A 16,043-nucleotide genomic window follows, 5' to 3' on the forward strand; every position below is an offset into this window, starting at 1 on the left:
GGGTACCGATAGACTTCGGCGCTCAGGACGCGGGCTATGTCGATTTGACCAGCCCCGAGAACCCGGCAACCGCCAGCAGGCTTAGGGCCCAGCCGATGACTGATTGAAGGAAATAGTATTTCAAGGTGAATGTTCCGTTGGGCTTCATCGAGTCCGGTCGCCAATACTCCTTCTGCCCGATCGACAGCACCGGCAAGAGAACGTCCAACGAATACATCACTGGACTGAACTCCGGATAGCCGGAAGCCTCCGGCTGATTGCGGAAGCACGAGAGTTGGTTCTGTCCGACGTCCGCGCGCCCAGTCAGGACCTGTCCGCTCGACGGCATAAACCGGCTTTCGGTCCGCTCAAGGTCGCACATCGTCCATTCAGGTGAACGCAGGACGACAGGGCTGTTCGGTTTCATCGCACCAGTCCGATAGGCTATGGCGAATACGCCCGTGCCGATTGCCCAGAACAGCAGGAGCCAGACCAGCGCAAGAAGGGGCTGGCGTCCATAGCGAAGGGTTATCGCGAGAATGCCGTCCATAGTCGCCAGGGCGAAGCGCAACACCGGATTTCCTGCACGAGCGCGTCTTGCGCGCCGCTGCAGCCGTTCCTTGGCAATCAGGACCGCGCGGGCATCCTCGTCGTGGCCCATCTCGCGCAGCACCATGGAAAGCTGTTCGTAAGGCTGCGGCCAGAAATCCGCCTTCCATCGATCCGGGGTTTGCCGTGAGAGCCAGTCAAGCCGGCTTTCCGCATCGACCGGCCCGCCGATGAAGGCGCCGTATTGGCAACGGTTCAGCAGCAGATCGCCGCTCCTTGGCCAGCTCGCTTGTTCGTCGTCGATCGCCCCCATCGTCGTGGCCGTCAGGTCGAGCGTACCGATGACCGACGCGTTCTGCCGCAGGAAGAAGGCGCCATCTATCGTCGTGCGGTTGAGCCTCAGTGCGTAGCCCTCTGGCTGCGAGAGCGATGCCGAAGTGCAATCGACGTCTCCGCCGAAGCGGGCGCCCAGCACGCGGACTTCGCCGACAATGGTCGCCCCTCGCAAGGCGAGGTCGCCTCCTGCCACGATCCCGTCGCCGTTCAAGGCAACTTCGCCCGGGCGCTCGATGCGCGCGCCCACTGCGTTGACGTCGCGGGTGAGGCGAGCCGCCGAAAGATCGATGCCGCCGCGCACATCCGCGCCGCGCAATAGAATGCCGCCTCCGGTTTCCAATCCGTCGGCATCAAGCGCGATGCCGCCGGGCGAGGTGATCGACACGCCGTCCGCCTCGATGCCGCCGCCCAGGCGGGCGCCCGGAAGCCGGATTTCGCCGCTTACCTTCGCGCTGCGGAGCGAGAGGCAACCACGCGCTTCGAGCCGTTCGGCCTGCAATCCGGGTAAAGCCGAGCCGTCCAGGAACAGATTGTCGATGATGGCGGAGCGCAGCACCGGCGAGGCTTCGAAGTGGCAGTCCTTGAGACCGATGTCGCGCGGAATCCGGCACCCCTCCAGGTCTAGAATACCGGTTATCCAGGCTCCGCTCAGCCTCAGCCCCTTCTCGTGCAACCGGTAGCCGTCGCTGCCAAGAATGAGAAGGCGCAGAAGTTCGGCGCGCACGGTTCGCTCGGGGTCTTCCCGCTCGGGACGCAAGCCGTCACCCAACCTGTCAAAATCGCCCAGCTGCAGATGCGCCACAACCTTGGCCTCGGCGGCACTGAGAGGCCGGAAACCGGCAAGGCTGGCAGCGATGGCAACGACAGATCCGGTTTCCGGTGCTTTCTCGTTCATGGGCCCTGCATCCGCCTGGCCCCACTTGCAGACTTTTGCGGGCCGATTGCGCCTGATGTCTTCCCGGATCCAAGTTCCGGTTGGCGGGTAATAGAGGCGGGTCTGGTCATGCCATCTTTCCCTCTGCGATCGCGCCCGCTCCGATCCTGTCCACAATGCCGTTTCGCCGCAAGGCAGACAGCGCCTAGACAGGCGAAGCAAACAGCGATTGATTTCCCCGTTTTGACGACAGGTCAATAGTGCCGCCTGTCGCAAGGCTCGTCGGCGTCGAAAAGCGGGATGATGCCGCGACATATCGGACCTGAAGCAAAGTTTCCGGATTCAGTGCCGATCACAGCTCAACACAGGCGATGCTAATGTATCGCCACAATGCATCAGTGCCCATCCGGATCGGCTCATGCGCCGCATCGGAATGAGGTCGGCCGGGGGCATGAGTCAGGCTTGCCTGCCTTGAGTGCGCGCTATCATTCCTTCGTCACCTGCCGAAAGCCTGGGCGATGCCAGAAGACCACGGAACAACGCAACGACACGTAGCGGGATTGCCGCAGAGTCTGATTGTTCTCTGGGGCTTTTTGTTTGTTGTCTGGCTTGTGGTCAATTCTTCGGTCGAACCGCCGATCATCGCAACCGGCGCGCTGGCCTCACTCGCTGTGGCTGGGATATTCGTGCGCCGCGGCGACGTCTGGCGGATCGGGCTGACGCCGCGCAAGGTCTTCCATTTCCTCGCTTATACCGGCGTCTTCCTGGTCGAGCTGGTGAAAGCGAACATCAGCATGCTGGGTTATGTCTACGCCCCGCGCATCGACATTCGCCCCGGCATCGTCAAGGTCAGGATGCCGCTCAAGTCACCGATCGGCCGCTTGGCCTTGGCAAATTCGATTGCGCTGACGCCCGGCTCGCTGGTCATGGACCTCAGGGGCGAAGCGCTGTTCATCCATTGGCTCGACGTCAAGACCACCGATCCGGAGGAGGCGACCCGGATGATCATTGGGCCGTTCGAGAAGCATCTGGGGGCGGTTTTTGGCTGAGATCATCCTGCAGATCGCCGTCGTCCTGATTTTCTTCAGCATCGTCTTCGGCGTGCTGCGGCTCGTCATCGGCCGGACCGCGATCGATCGCGTGGTGGCCATCGACATGCTGACGGTCGTGACGATCGCCTTGATCGCGCTGTATGCGCACATATCCGGCCGGTTCGTCTATCTCGACGTCGCCCTTGTCTATGGGTTGCTCAGCTTTCTGGCGGTCCTCGCCATTGCTCGCTTTCTGGAAAAGGGGCCCTGACCATCATGCTGGAATTGCTGATCCTGTTGGTGTGCGGCAGCATTCTGGTGAGTGGCGTCCTTGCCGTGACGCTCAACAACCTCATGGCGGCGATGGTCAGCGCCGGGCTCGCAAGCCTGTTTGCGGCTGCCTCCTATGTTTTGCTTGCCGCGCCCGATGTCGCCATGGCCGAGGCTGCCATCGGCTCGGGCTTGGCCACGCTGATCTTCCTCTACGCGATCCGCAAGACCAGCGGAGGACATGACGGATGAGTGAGCTGATCGGCAGTATCGTCATTCTTGTCGGCGCGTTTTTCCTGTTTTCGGCAGGCCTCGGCCTGTTGCGCATGCCGGATGTTTTCACTCGTATCCAGGCGGGGACGAAGGCCTCGACCCTGGGCAACATTCTGGTTCTTGCCGGTCTCGGCATCTATCACCCGGATTGGTCCCTCAAGTTGCTCATCGTCGCGTACTTCGTTCTGATGACCAATCCGCTGTCTTCGCATGCGCTGTCACGCGCCGCCCATGCGATCCGCACGCCTATGGCTGGGACAACCGTCGTTGACGCTCTGCGCGAGGAGGATGGCGCCTCTGCCGGAGAGGGCTCCTCATGAGGCGCGTGTTCAACCTGCTCGCTGTCGTGGCGTTCGGCGTCATCTTTGCCGGGATTGTCGGCGGCTATGGTGAGCGCCAGACCTTGTCGGCTCTGGCCACGTATTACCTGATCGAGGTTCCGGCCAACCTCGGTGCCCCCAATGTCGTGACCGGCATCCTGATCTCGTTTCGCGGCTTCGATACGCTGGGAGAGGTCGCGGTGCTTTTCATGGTGGCGGCGAGCGTCGGCGTTCTTCTCGCAAGCGAACCGGGTGAAAAACCGCGTTTGCTCTCGGCAATGGGCGACGAAGGGCAGGGGCCGAGCGAGTTGGTGCGCAACGGCGCCGAGGTGGTGCTTCCGCTTATCTTCCTTTTCGGCATCTATGTGATCATGAATGGCCACCTCTCGGCTGGCGGCGGCTTCCAGGGAGGCGCGGTCGTTGCTTCGGGCGTCATGCTCCTGATGCTCGCCTATCCCACTGGGCCGATCCACCATGGTTTTCTCACCATCACGGAAACGCTCGCCGGCGTCTTCTATGTCTCCATCGGCATCCTGGGCATGGTCTTCGCCGGCGGCTTTCTCGACAGCCATATTCTGCCGCGCGGCAACTTCGGGACGCTGTTCAGCGCTGGGGCCATCCCGCTGATATCAACCCTGCTCGGCATCAAGGTCGGCGCGGAATTGAGTGTCATCATCGACCGCTTCCGCAGTTGAGCCGCGGGGAGACAGGGGATCACCATGGGACTGCCGATCTCACAGATACTTCTCACGACAGGATTTCTCCTCGTGCTCATCGGCTTTTGGGGCATGCTGCGGCATCGTAACATCCTGCGCATCATCATTGGCTTTTCGCTGATCGATACCGGCATGCATATTGTTCTGGTGGCGACCGGCTACGTTACGGGCGGCACCGCGCCGATCATCGATGAGGCGCTCGGCGTAACGGAGGCCGCCACGCGCGCGGTCGATCCAATTCCCGCGGCCCTAGTCGTGACCGCCATCGTCATCGGCTTTTCGGTGACCGCGATCATGCTGTCCTTCGCGATCCGGCTCCACGCTACCCGAAAGACCCTTTCGATCGACGCGCTGACGGAGTCGAGATGGTAGATAGCCTTCTCCAGCCACTGAACATTTTTCTGCTTGGCCTCGGCGGCGGCTTTCTCATTCCCTTGCTGTCTAAAATCGCCAAGCCGCTGCCGGCCGCAGGATTCATCATCGCCCTTTTGGGAATGACTGTCGTTTCAGGCGTCTGCCTGTGGCAAGTCCATCATGACGGATCGACCATAGAGGTGCTGACCGCAGGCAGCGTGCCGCCGTTCTCGATCAACATGCGTTTCGGCCTCTGGGAAGGCTTTTTCTCAGTCTGCGTCAATGTCGTCGCGGTGCTCGGCGCGTGGCACCTTTGGGAGCGTCTGCGCCCGAGCTATCCGGCGCTGCTGCTGTACCTGATCCTGACAATGGGCATCAACGGCATGGTCATGACCCGCGATCTGTTCAACCAGTTCGTTTTCCTGGAGATCGTCTCGATCGGCACTTACGGGCTCCTCGGGTTGGAGCGGACCCCCGCGGCGCTTGCGGCCAGCTTCAAGTACATCATGGCGACCGTGCTTGCCTCGTCCTTCTTCCTGCTTGGTGCGGGCCTGCTCTACCATGTGACCGGCACGCTCAATATCGACGACATAATCACGACCCGGGTTCTGATCGCCGGCCCCATCGGCGTGACGGCGCTGCTGTTTGTCCTCTCCTGCCTTGTGCCCGAGCTGAAGCCATTCCCGGCAAACGGCTGGGGGCTCGATGTCTATGAGACGGCAACGAGCGGGATCGCCGCGCTTGTCTCTGTCGGGGTGTCGGCCGGTGTGTTCTTCGCGCTCTTCAAGCTGCTGCCGCTTTTTGAAGATTATCTCAGCATCCTCGCCATTTCGGGCGGGATAACTTTCCTCTTCTCCAATCTTGTCGGGCTGAGGCAGACCAGCGTGCAACGGATGCTCGGTTACTCCTCGATCGCGCAGATGGGGCTTCTCATGCTCGCGCTTGCCCTGCTGCACCAGCTCGACGCCGAGCAGGCGCTGCCATTGGTCGTCGGTGGGCTCTTCACCAACCATCTCCTCGCCAAGGCGGGCCTGTTCTGGCTCGCCGGGATCGTCGGCCGCCGTGAGACCAACAGTTGGTCCGATGTCGCGGGCAATCCCCTCGTGCTTTCCATCCTTGCGGTGTTCCTGGTCGCGATTGCCGGCTTGCCGCCATTTCCCGGCTTCTTTGCGAAATGGGAACTCGTGATGCAGGCCGCGGCGGGCGGGCGGAACATCTGGATTGCCGTCATCCTAGTCGGGTCGTTGCTCGAGGCAGCTTATATGTTCAGCTGGTTCAAGCATGCAACGCGCCCGCTGCCTGATAGAACGACGATCAGCCCGACACCGGGTAGGCTTGTGCCCGTGGTCGCCTGTGCCGCTCTGCTGTTCGTGAGCGGCTATGGCGCAGCAAGCCTGGCTGGCGCGGCATCGCCGCTGCTCGCCGCACCGCTTGTCGTGGGCGCGGGTCTCTGCATCCTGGATTGGCTTCCCGGACGGATCAAGTGCGCGCTGATGCTGTTGGCTGTGCTCTTTGCCGGTCTGTGGATCATTCATGATATCGAAGGTTTGCGTCGGCTGTTTGCGGTGCTCCTCCTTGCCGGCGGGCTAGTCATTGCTTTCGCCAGCTTCTATCGCTCCGATCCTCGCCGCGGTTTCTACCCGATGATGGCGATCCTCTTGCTGTCGATTGCCAGCCTGCTGCGCGCTACCACCAGTCTGGAATTCTTCTTCCACTGGGAGATGATAACCCTTTCTTCCTATTTCCTGATCGCGCAGCGGCCCGGTGCCCATCCCTATGTGCTGCAGTTCCTGCTGTTTTCGCTGGTGTCGGCCTTCTGCCTGCTTGCAGGCTTCGGCATTGCCACCACCGCCAACGGCACGACTGCGCTCGCGGCATTTGTCACTGCCGGACCGGAAGCAGCTCCGGCCTTCATGTTCCTGGCGATCGGCTTTCTGATCAAGGCCGGCGCCGTCGGTGTTCATGTCTGGCTGCCGGGAGCCTATGCCGAGGCCGACGACGATCTGTCGGCCATGCTCTCCGCCGTCATCAGCAAGGTCGCGGTCTTTGGGCTTTTCATGGTCACCTATCTCGCCATTCGCTCCGAGGTCGGGCTCGAGATGGCGCATGTGATGGGTTGGATAGGGCTCTTGACGACGATTGCCGGTGCCGTGATGGCATTTCAGCAGAGCGACATCAAACGCATGCTCGGCTATTCCAGCATGAGTCAGATCGGCTACATCATCACGGCGATCGCGCTGATGAGCCACCTCGGCTGGGTGACGGCGTTCTATCTCGTCGCCAACCACCTGATGGTGAAGGGTATCCTGTTTCTCGCTGCGGCCGGCGTCATCCTGCGAACCGGCACCAGGTTGTTTGATCAGACGGGCGGCCTTGCCGGAAAAATGCCGCTTACCTTTGCGGCCGTTGTCGTTGCTCTGATCTCGATGTCCGGCCTGCCGCCGCTCGCCGGCTTTGGCGGCAAGTGGTTGCTGTTGAGTGCGATGACGGACAGGGGGTGGTACGGCCTCGCGATCGTTGGCGTGCTGGCGACGTTCATCGGCTTCCTCTACATGTTTCGCTTTGCCTATTCGATCTTCATGGGACCACGACGGCCGGGCCACGAAGAGGTGAGGGAGGCGCCTTTGCCGTTGCTCGCCTCGCAGTTCGTCCTGGTTCTGGCAATTCTTGTGCTGTCTTTCTTCCCGAAGCTGGTGATGGATCCCGTTTCAGCCGCGATCGACCCCTATTTCGCTTCGACGCTGGTTTGGCAGGGCATGTCGCTCGAGACCATCTATGGCTACTGGAATCCCATTCCCGTCATGGCCTTCAGCGTGGCGGCTGCCGCCGTTCTGCTCGGGCTGTCCCTGTTGATCTACAGAGCCGGGCGGGGTCGCTCCCTTCCGGTGAGTACAACGCATTTCTACCGCTTCTATCGGTCCGTCTTCGCGCCGCTCGTTACACCGGTTGCCAACTTCGTCTGGGACGGCGTCTGCGATCTGACCGTCGGCGCGGCGGGACTGGTACGCAGAATCTACACCGGCAACGGCCAGACCTATGCGCTCCACGTGCTCTACTATGCGATTGCGATATATTTGCTCGGTACGTTGAGATTCACCGCGGGCTGAGGGGCGGCGAGGCCTTGCTGCCCATAAGGCGGCCTGCCTCGGCTCAACTGTGCAAAGTCCGGTTATTGCCCGGCGACGGCTTGCGCCATTCCGCCCAGAATGCGACCCGGAAGGAAGATCACCAGCCTTGCCGCTCCCTCGACAACGGATGCACCGTCGGCGAGCATCGTCTGTCCCGCCGGGGCTTCATCCTCCCTGAGTACGCTGCGCATCAGGGCATCGTTGTTCACGACATCCATCAGCGTCTGCGAAGTGGCAAAGACGCTGTGCCGGCCGCCGTCGACGTCCGAGACGTCGATAACGCCGATCTCTCTTTCCTGCAGCATCGCGATATCGGAGCCGCTGCCGACGCGCGGATGGCCACCCGCCAGGCGCCGGGAAATCCCGAGAGCGCGATCGCGGCGTGAAACGACGATCGTGAACGGTCGAGGGATGTCGCCGATGTCCTCAATCTGGCTCTGGAACACGTCGACGTCGATGTCAGGGCTCGCGAGGACCACGCCACCCAAGCGCTCCAGAGTCTTGGTGCGGCCTCTGAGGGCCAGGTCGCGCAAGGCCTCGGTGACGACATAGGCACCCATCGAATGACCGACCAGGATTATTCTCTTCGCATTGGTCTGTGCGGCAATCTCGATCGTCTCGGCAAGTCCCCGCCGGCCGACCAGGGCGCTATCGCGATCGAACACGTAGAGAGGAATCGACGCTCCCGACGGCCAGGCGTAGTGGAGCGACACCGACTTTATGTTGTAGTCGTAGACGATCTGAGCATTGCGGAAGACGCTGTCGGCGAAGTTGTTGTTGTAACCGTGGACGAAGATGAAGATCTCGCGATTTTCGGGTGCGCGCTGCGCAAGGGCCGCGTTCAACTGCCTGATGAACTCCTGTCTCCGATCGATCGGTTGGAACGTAATCGCCGAAAAATGCCTACTCGGATCCGGGACGCGGCCGGTTTTCTCGACGCGTCCGGTGACATGGTTTTGCGGGATTCCGATGTCGAGCTTCGCGAAATTCAGCGTCTTCGACCGCTCGGCCGAAAAGGGCAGTGAAAGATTGTCGGATCGTGCGCGCGTGGTCGCGACGAATATCGGAACGATTGCCTCCGGCTCCGCTCCTGACGATGATGTCCCGGGAAGGCCGAGCACCGCGCGTGGTCCGCCACAGCCGACGAGAGCCAGCAGCATGATCACAATGACGGACACTCGGACTGAGGGCATGACTCGGCTCAATTCCCTGGCAAGCTCTTCAAATCCGTGAACAGCAGAGCGCCTCGCAGACAATCGGTTCGGATCGCTATCACCCGGATTACCCGCATTAGGCGAAGCATTTCGCAGTTTTAAGCTATCCGCGGCGGGTGCGGAAGATGAGTTCCGGGTGTATTCGTCGTATCTGGAGTTTCGTGTCTTTCAGGCGACAAAACTACAATGCGCCAATCCTGCATGGAGAGAGCTGTTCTCCGCAATCGACTGCGAAAATCTGGACTGCAGGCGTGTTTGCGGGATTCTATGCTGATCACTTCGCTTCTTGAAGCGCACTATAGTTCTCGGCGGAGCACCGCGCCTTCGGGTTCCCGGGACAGCGGGCAAGCTGATGCGGGCGTTTAGGGGAGCATCATCACTTGGGTTCCTACTCACGACTTCCACCGTTCGCCTTGATCACCGTGACAGACGCTTCGATGAATGACGGGCGCATTTTCTCGCCGCCGCGTTCCTTCGCGAGTGCTCCCGTGCCGTCAATGGCATTCATCGCCCGCCTAGTGCGACATGACGCGTCAAGTCCTATGCGGCGGCGCTATCCTATTGACGTTACTTCATTTCTTCAATCATCCACGCGTGGCGTCGAACCGTCGTGCCGGTAAAGCATTCGGGGAAATCAACCATGACCATACGCCTTGCTGCATCGAGATCTCGCGCTGCGTTCGGCGTGTCCGCGGCCGTGCTCGCGGCCTTCTTCCTGATCGGCTGCCAGGGCGAGGATGAAGCCGAGGAGCGGCCGCCGAGGCCCGTCAGGACGGTTGCTGTTTCGTTCAACCCCGACGATACGTACGGATCGCTTGTCGGTGAGATTCGGCCACGCACCGAAACCAGCTTCAGTTTTCGGCAGGGCGGCGAGATCCGGGAGCGCGACGTCGAGGTCGGCGATCTTGTCGAAGTCGGAACCGTTCTCGCGCGTCTTGACGCCGAGGATGCGCAGGACGCTGTGCGCAAGGCCGAGGCGAATCTGTTTTCGGCGCAGGCCCAGTCCCAGAACGCCGAGACCGAGCGGGCACGGCAACAGCAGCTTTACCCGCGCACCTCGACTCGCCAGGCCCTCGAGGCCGCCACCGCTCAGGCGAGCATGGCGCAGGCTGGTGTCGACGCAGCCCAAGCCGGCCTCCGGATCGCCCAGACCAATCTCGACAACCGCGTCCTGAAGGCAAACGCCGCCGGTGTCGTCACCGCGATCGGCGGCGAGGTCGGGCAGGTTGTCGGTGGCGGTCAGATGGTGGTGCGCGTTGCACAGCTTGGAACCCGAGACGCCGTCTTCCAGGTTCCCGAAGCCACGATCCAGACCACCGGCGGCGATGCGCGCGTCGACGTGCAGCTTCTCAGCAACCCGAACATCAAGGCGACGGGAACGGTCCGGGAGATCTCGCCGACGGCCGATCCGATCACCCGCAACTTCACGGTGCGCGTCGGGCTCGACACGGCGCCGGACGAATTCCGTTTCGGCAGTGCCGTACGCGGTACGATCCAGTTTTCTGGCGAGCCGGCGGCGCGGCTGCCGATCGCGGCGTTGTTCAGCCAGGGCGACCAGAGCGCCGTCTGGATCGTCGATGCGGCCAACAGCACGACCAAGCTCGTGCCGGTCGAGGTGCATCGCTTCGACGCGATGGATTTCCTCGTCACCAAGGGGCTTTCAAGCGGAGACAACGTCGTCGTCGCCGGGGTGCAGCAGCTTCGTCCCGGCATGCCTGTCCGCTTGCTTGAAGGAAGCGCAGAATGAACGAGGGCTTCAACCTATCGGGCTGGGCGATTAAACGGCAGAGCCTGGTTCTCTTCCTCGTACTTCTGAGCGCCATTGCAGGCGTTATTGCCTATTTCAACCTGGGGCGTGACGAAGACCCGGAGTTTACATTCAAGACGATGATCGTCTCCGCAGGATGGCCGGGTGGGACGATCGAGCAGACCACCGATCAGATTACCGACCGTCTCGAGCGGACGCTCGAGGAAGTGCCAAATCTCGACAACCTGCGCAGCCTGACGACGGCGGGGCAATCGATCGTCTACGTCACGCTCGACGATGCGACGCCGCCTGATCAGGTGGGCGAATCCTGGTATCAGGCCCGCAAGAAGGTCGGCGATATGGTCTCGACGTTGCCCCAAGGTGTGCGTGGGCCATTCTTCAACGACGATTTCGGCGACACGTTCGGCATTATCTACGCTTTCACTTCCGACGGATTCAGCGATCGTGAGGTGCGCGATTGGGCCTACGAGGCGCGCAACCGCCTGCTCAAGCTCGGCAATATCGGCAAAATTCAGCTTATCGGCACGCAGGATGAGACGATCTATATCGAATTCTCTACCGAGCGGCTGGCCAGCCTCGGCCTTAGCGCTGCAACGGTGATCAGCACCATACAGGCGCAGAACGCAGTCCTGCCAGCCGGTCTCATAACTTCCGCGCAGGATCGGACCATCCTGCAAGTATCCGGCAGCCTTTCGGACGAGGCTACCATCAAGCAGCTGAACATTCCCACCACATCCGGTTTCGTGCGCCTGGGCGACATAGCCAGCGTGGTAAGGGGGACGGTGGACCCGCCCCAGCCACGCTTCCGCGTCAGGGGCAAGCCGGCGATCGGCATCGCCGTTTCCATGGCCTCGGGCGGTGACATCCTGCAACTCGGCCAAAACATCGACGCGACGATGCAGAAGCTGGAAGACGACCTGCCGATCGGCATCAACCTGTCGCACGTGGCGAGCCAGCCGGCGGTGGTCAAGACGGCGATTCGTGGGTTCACGACGTCGCTGGGTCAGGCGGTCGTCATCGTCCTTGGTGTCAGTTTCCTTGCACTCGGGCTGCGCGCCGGTATCGCGGTTGCCGTCTCCATTCCGCTTGTTCTTGCATTGACCTTCCTGTTCATGGACATCACGGGCATCGCCCTGCAGCGTGTCTCGCTCGGTGCGCTGATTATCGCGTTGACGCTGATGATCGATGACACGATGGTCACCGTCGAGACGATGATGGCGAAGCTAGAGCAGGGCTACGATCGCATCCAGGCGGCCTCGCATGCCTATACGTCAACCGCATTTCCGATGCTCGCAGGCACGCTGGTGACGATTGCCGGCTTCATTCCGGTCGGCTTCGCAAGCAGTTCTTCGGGCGAATATGCGCGCTCGCTGTTCCTGGTGATCGGCTTTGCGCTCATCGTGTCCTGGCTGGTGGCGGTGCTGCTGACGCCGATCGTCGGTCTCGCCGTCCTCAAATCGGGTAGCGCAACGGGTCCCAAGCCGGACGGCGCGCTGATCCGCGGCTTCAAGAATTTCCTTCGTGCCTGCATGCGGATGCGCCTGGTGGTGGTCCTTGCCACCGCTGCGATGTTTGCGGCAGCGCTTCTCGGATCGTCCGCCATGAAGCGGCAGTTCTTTCCGGCGTCCGACCGGCCGGAGCTTATCTTGCAGCTGACCCTGCCGCAGAGTGCATCTCAGGAAGCCACTGCTGCCCATGTGTCGAAAGTCGAAGAGGTTCTCGCCGCTGACGAGGATGTGGCCGACTGGAGCTTCTACATAGGCTCCGATCCGGTACGCTTCTATCTGTCGATGGATCTTCAGGCTCCCGCGCCATCCCGCGCCCAGGCGGTGGTGATTGCGAAAAGTGTCGGCGCACGCGACGCGCTGCAGGCACGCCTGCAGAAGGCTCTCGACGAAAGGTTTCCGGACGACATCGTGCGCGTCTCGCCGCTCGAGATGGGGCCGCCCGTCGGCTGGCCTGTCCAATACCGAGTGAGCGGACCGGATATCCCGGGAGTCCGCAATGTCGCCTGGCAGGTGGCTGATGCGATCAACAAGGTGCCGGGCGTCCTCCAGCCGAATCTGGATTGGAGCGAACCGATCCGAAAGATCGTCATCAATGTCGACCAGGATCGCGCCAGACTGGTGGGGCTCAACTCGTCCGTGATTGCCCAGACGCTGTTTGCGACCGCGTCCGGCCTTCCGATCACGCAGGTTCGGGACTCGATCTACCTCATCAACGTCGTTGCCAGGGCAACCGCGGAGCAGCGCGTGGACGTCGGAACGATCCGCTCGTTGCAGATCCCGGTCGGCTCCAACAATACGGTGCCGCTTTCCAGCATCGCCACGATCGAATACCAGACGACGCAACCTGTCATCTGGCGTCGTGACGGCTCAACCACCATCACAGTCCAGGCGGACACAGCGGAGGGTGTGATGGCCGCCAGCGTCGTTGAAGCTGCCGCCGCCAAGATCGATGAGCTGCGCCAGGCCAACCCGCGCTACCCGATCGAGGTCGGCGGTGCGGTCGAAGGCGCAGAGGATGGGCTTGCCGCGGTCGTCGAGATGCTTCCGGTGATGGCGATCGTCATCCTCATCGTGCTCATGTTCCAGCTGCAGAGCGTACAGCGGCTACTGCTCGTCATCAGCGTCGTACCCCTGGGGCTGATCGGCGTGGTGCTGATCATGCTGATGACCAATACGCCGGTGGGCTTCATCGCTGTTCTCGGGATGATCGCGCTGATTGGCATGATCACGCGAAACTCAGTGGTGCTGATCGACCAGATCGACCTTGCCATCGAAGAGAAGGGCCGGACGTGGCGGAGCGTGATCGACGTCACGGCGCAGCGTCTGCGGCCGGTTTTTCTGACGGCGGGATCGACTGTTCTCGGCATGCTGCCGATCATCCGCGATCCGTTCTGGTCGCCCCTTGCCTTTACCGTCATCGGCGGTCTGGTGGTGGCCGCGGCGCTGACACTGATCTTCCTGCCGGTGCTCTATGTGCTGTGGTTCCGCATTCCCGCCGAGGCCGAGCCCACCAAGGCCGATGCTACTGCGCCGGAACCGGCCGCGGTCGGGAGGTGACGGCTTTCGGGCAACAGAAAGAGACGCAATGCCAAGCCGCGGGATTCCTCGCTAATTCCATCAGTACATTCCCGGCTATGATTTCATGCCGGTGCTTCTGTTCAAAGTCCTGTCCAAGGGGGAGTAACAATGTCTGATCTGATTGCAATTGTTTATCCTACCGAAGCCAAAGCCGAGGAAGTGCGCCAGCGCTTGTTCGATTTGCAGAAGGAATACCTGATCAAGGTCGGAGATGCCGTCATCGCCACGAAGACCGAAGGCGGGAAGATCAAATTGAATCAGATGGTCAACACCACGGCCGCCGGCGCTGCGTCCGGCAGCTTTTGGGGTCTGCTGATCGGCGTTCTGTTTCTCAATCCGCTGTTGGGCGTGGCGGTGGGTGCCGCATCGGGCGCCATCGGCGGCGCCTTGACCGACGTCGGCATCAACGATGCCTTCATGAAGGATCTCGCCGCCAATCTTCAGCCGGGCAACGGAGCTTTGTTCGTGCTGATCAAGGAGATGACCGCGGACAAGGTGCTCAAGGAAATATCGCCCTATGGCGGCGTCGTGCTCAAGACATCGCTCGATGAAACGAAGGAAGAGGTCTTGCGTGACGCGCTGCAGAAGACAACCGCGGCCGGCTAGTTTCCAATGATCAGGCGTATCGGGCGGTCCGTGCCGGCCTAGACCGGAACGGCCGCTGTTTCGTGCGACGGCAAGTCAAGCTCCGATCTCATGGGGCGGAGCTCGGAAAACGGTAAAAAACTCCAGGGGCGGGTATGGTCGAAGCAGGCGGCAGTCGCATGATCGGTTCGGTCACGACCGGTATCCTCGTGGTCGCTTTGCTCTATGTTGCACAATCGATCTTTGCGCCGCTTATCTTCTCCTTATTCGTTATTGCGCTGGTCTGGCCGTGTCAGGCCGCTTTGCAGCGCTGGCTGCCAAAGCTCCTGGCACTTCTGATCACGCTAATCGTGACCATGGTCGTCATTGTCGCCATCGGGTCGGCAGTTGCGTGGGGGTTCGGCAAGCTTGCGCAATGGCTCTTCGTCAACGCTGAGCGCTTCCAGACGATCTATGTCGAGTGGACAAACTGGCTGGAAGGGCACGGCGTCGCTGTCGCGGGCCCCTTGGCAGACCGTTTCGATGTTTCCTGGCTGGTTGGCTTCGTGCAGGGAATGGCAGGGCGGTTAAACAGCTTCGCCGGTTTCGCCTTGCTGGTCTTCATCTTCGTCATGCTCGGCCTGCTGGAGGTTGAAGATTTCAATACGCGCCTTCTTGCGCCTGCCGCCCAGCCTTACGGAATGCGCATCCTCGCTGCCAACCGAGTGATCGGAGCAAAGCTGCGCCGATTCATGATTGTCCGGACTTTCGCCAGCGTTCTCACTGGACTGGTGGTCTGGGTATTTGCGTTGGGGGCGGGACTCGAGCTTGCCGGGGCGTGGGGTGCGATTGCCTTCGCCCTCAACTACATCCCGTTTCTCGGGCCGTTTGTTGCGACGGCACTTCCGACACTGTTCGCCATTGCCCAATTCGACTCGTGGCAGACGGCGGTCGTCATCTTCACTAGCCTCAACGTCATCCAGTTCATCATCGGCAGTTACCTGGAGCCGCGACTGACGGGAGCTTCGTTGGCAATATCCCCGTTTGCCGTTATTTTTGCAGTATTTTTCTGGAGTTTCATGTGGGGCATCTCGGGTGCTTTCATCGGAGTGCCAATACTGATCGCGTTCATCGTCTATTGCGCCGCCACGCCATCGGGAAAGTGGATCGCGACATTGCTGTCGGGTGGTTCAAAGGTCGAGCTGGATAACGGGTCTTGAAATGGGCCCGCGGAGCGCGAGCGACCTGTGATATTGCTAAATTACCGTAAGTGCATCTGACGGTTGAGAAACGAAGTCGAAAAGGCTAGATTGCGCGTTAGGGATAAGGCGGCTGCGAGAAGGGGCAAGTCGCAACACACAGAAAGAACGGCAGTGGAGCTCCCGGCGGTGATATCTGTCGTGGACAATGAAACGTCGCCTTAGACACCTACGGAAAACAAATCGCTTGCCCCATGACCACGGCATAGTAAGCGGCAAGTGACTGCAACATGCTTGGTAGGTACGCTGCGCTCGACGGTGAGCTGCCGCTCATCGCGCGCGTTGGGCAGGGCTGCTGCACACAGGTCCCCGCGCGCGGCGT

General features: G+C 61.3%; 13 protein-coding genes. 11 read left to right on the forward strand and 2 right to left on the reverse strand.

The genetic code is table 11. The annotated features are described in order from the left end of the window. Window positions 1–34: 34 nt before the first annotated feature. On the reverse strand, window positions 35–1,759 hold the full coding sequence (locus tag EV286_RS04650; RefSeq protein WP_132955850.1) for a hypothetical protein: 1,725 nt from the start codon (window positions 1,757–1,759) through the stop codon (window positions 35–37). Between the two features lie 497 nt (window positions 1,760–2,256). Here EV286_RS04650 and EV286_RS04655 point away from each other — a divergent pair, with 497 nt between their 5' ends. The 7 genes from EV286_RS04655 to EV286_RS04685 are packed head-to-tail and all read left to right on the forward strand — an operon-like array spanning window position 2,257 to window position 7,809. Next, a complete protein-coding gene (locus tag EV286_RS04655; protein ID WP_132955851.1) occupies window positions 2,257–2,787 on the forward strand; it encodes a Na+/H+ antiporter subunit E in 531 nt (176 codons plus the stop codon). Next, window positions 2,780–3,040, forward strand: a complete 261-nt coding sequence (locus tag EV286_RS04660; RefSeq protein ID WP_132955852.1) for a monovalent cation/H+ antiporter complex subunit F — start codon at window positions 2,780–2,782, stop codon at window positions 3,038–3,040. The genes EV286_RS04655 and EV286_RS04660 overlap by 8 nt, the downstream gene beginning before the upstream one ends. 5 nt (window positions 3,041–3,045) lie before the next feature. Then, window positions 3,046–3,291 (forward strand): hydrogenase subunit MbhD domain-containing protein, encoded by a 246-nt coding sequence (locus EV286_RS04665; RefSeq protein ID WP_132955853.1) that lies wholly within the window; start codon window positions 3,046–3,048, stop codon window positions 3,289–3,291. Beyond that, window positions 3,288–3,632: a monovalent cation/H(+) antiporter subunit G gene (gene mnhG, locus EV286_RS04670; protein ID WP_132955854.1), complete on the forward strand. Its 345-nt coding sequence runs from the start codon at window positions 3,288–3,290 to the stop codon at window positions 3,630–3,632. Before EV286_RS04665 ends, mnhG begins: the two co-directional genes overlap by 4 nt. After that, a complete protein-coding gene (mbhE, locus tag EV286_RS04675; protein ID WP_132955855.1) occupies window positions 3,629–4,327 on the forward strand; it encodes a hydrogen gas-evolving membrane-bound hydrogenase subunit E in 699 nt (232 codons plus the stop codon). The genes mnhG and mbhE overlap by 4 nt, the downstream gene beginning before the upstream one ends. A gap of 24 nt (window positions 4,328–4,351) precedes the next feature. After that, window positions 4,352–4,720: a cation:proton antiporter subunit C gene (locus EV286_RS04680; protein ID WP_207909743.1), complete on the forward strand. Its 369-nt coding sequence runs from the start codon at window positions 4,352–4,354 to the stop codon at window positions 4,718–4,720. Continuing rightward, window positions 4,714–7,809, forward strand: a complete 3,096-nt coding sequence (locus EV286_RS04685; RefSeq protein WP_132955857.1) for a proton-conducting transporter membrane subunit — start codon at window positions 4,714–4,716, stop codon at window positions 7,807–7,809. The genes EV286_RS04680 and EV286_RS04685 overlap by 7 nt, the downstream gene beginning before the upstream one ends. Before the next feature lie 62 nt (window positions 7,810–7,871). Here the strand turns inward: EV286_RS04685 and EV286_RS04690 are convergent, their stop codons facing one another. After that, complete coding sequence (locus EV286_RS04690; RefSeq protein ID WP_132955858.1) at window positions 7,872–9,023, reverse strand: alpha/beta hydrolase; 1,152 nt, start codon at window positions 9,021–9,023, stop codon at window positions 7,872–7,874. A 661-nt stretch (window positions 9,024–9,684) separates the two neighbouring features. Here EV286_RS04690 and EV286_RS04695 point away from each other — a divergent pair. From EV286_RS04695 to EV286_RS04710, 4 genes are all read left to right on the forward strand, one after another. Next, window positions 9,685–10,791 carry an efflux RND transporter periplasmic adaptor subunit gene (locus tag EV286_RS04695; protein ID WP_132955859.1) on the forward strand — a complete coding sequence of 369 codons (1,107 nt, stop codon included), beginning with the start codon at window positions 9,685–9,687 and terminating at the stop codon, window positions 10,789–10,791. Beyond that, entirely contained in the window at window positions 10,788–13,877 is a 3,090-nt protein-coding gene (locus EV286_RS04700) for an efflux RND transporter permease subunit (protein WP_132955860.1), read from the forward strand. The genes EV286_RS04695 and EV286_RS04700 overlap by 4 nt, the downstream gene beginning before the upstream one ends. Window positions 13,878–14,006: 129 nt before the next feature. Beyond that, window positions 14,007–14,504 (forward strand): DUF1269 domain-containing protein, encoded by a 498-nt coding sequence (locus EV286_RS04705; protein WP_132955861.1) that lies wholly within the window; start codon window positions 14,007–14,009, stop codon window positions 14,502–14,504. A gap of 134 nt (window positions 14,505–14,638) precedes the next feature. Next, a complete protein-coding gene (locus EV286_RS04710; RefSeq protein WP_132955862.1) occupies window positions 14,639–15,682 on the forward strand; it encodes an AI-2E family transporter in 1,044 nt (347 codons plus the stop codon). Window positions 15,683–16,043: the final 361 nt, after the last annotated feature.

Origin of the sequence: Rhizobium sp. BK251 (assembly GCF_004345245.1) — a bacterium.
Lineage (GTDB): Bacteria > Pseudomonadota > Alphaproteobacteria > Rhizobiales > Rhizobiaceae > Rhizobium.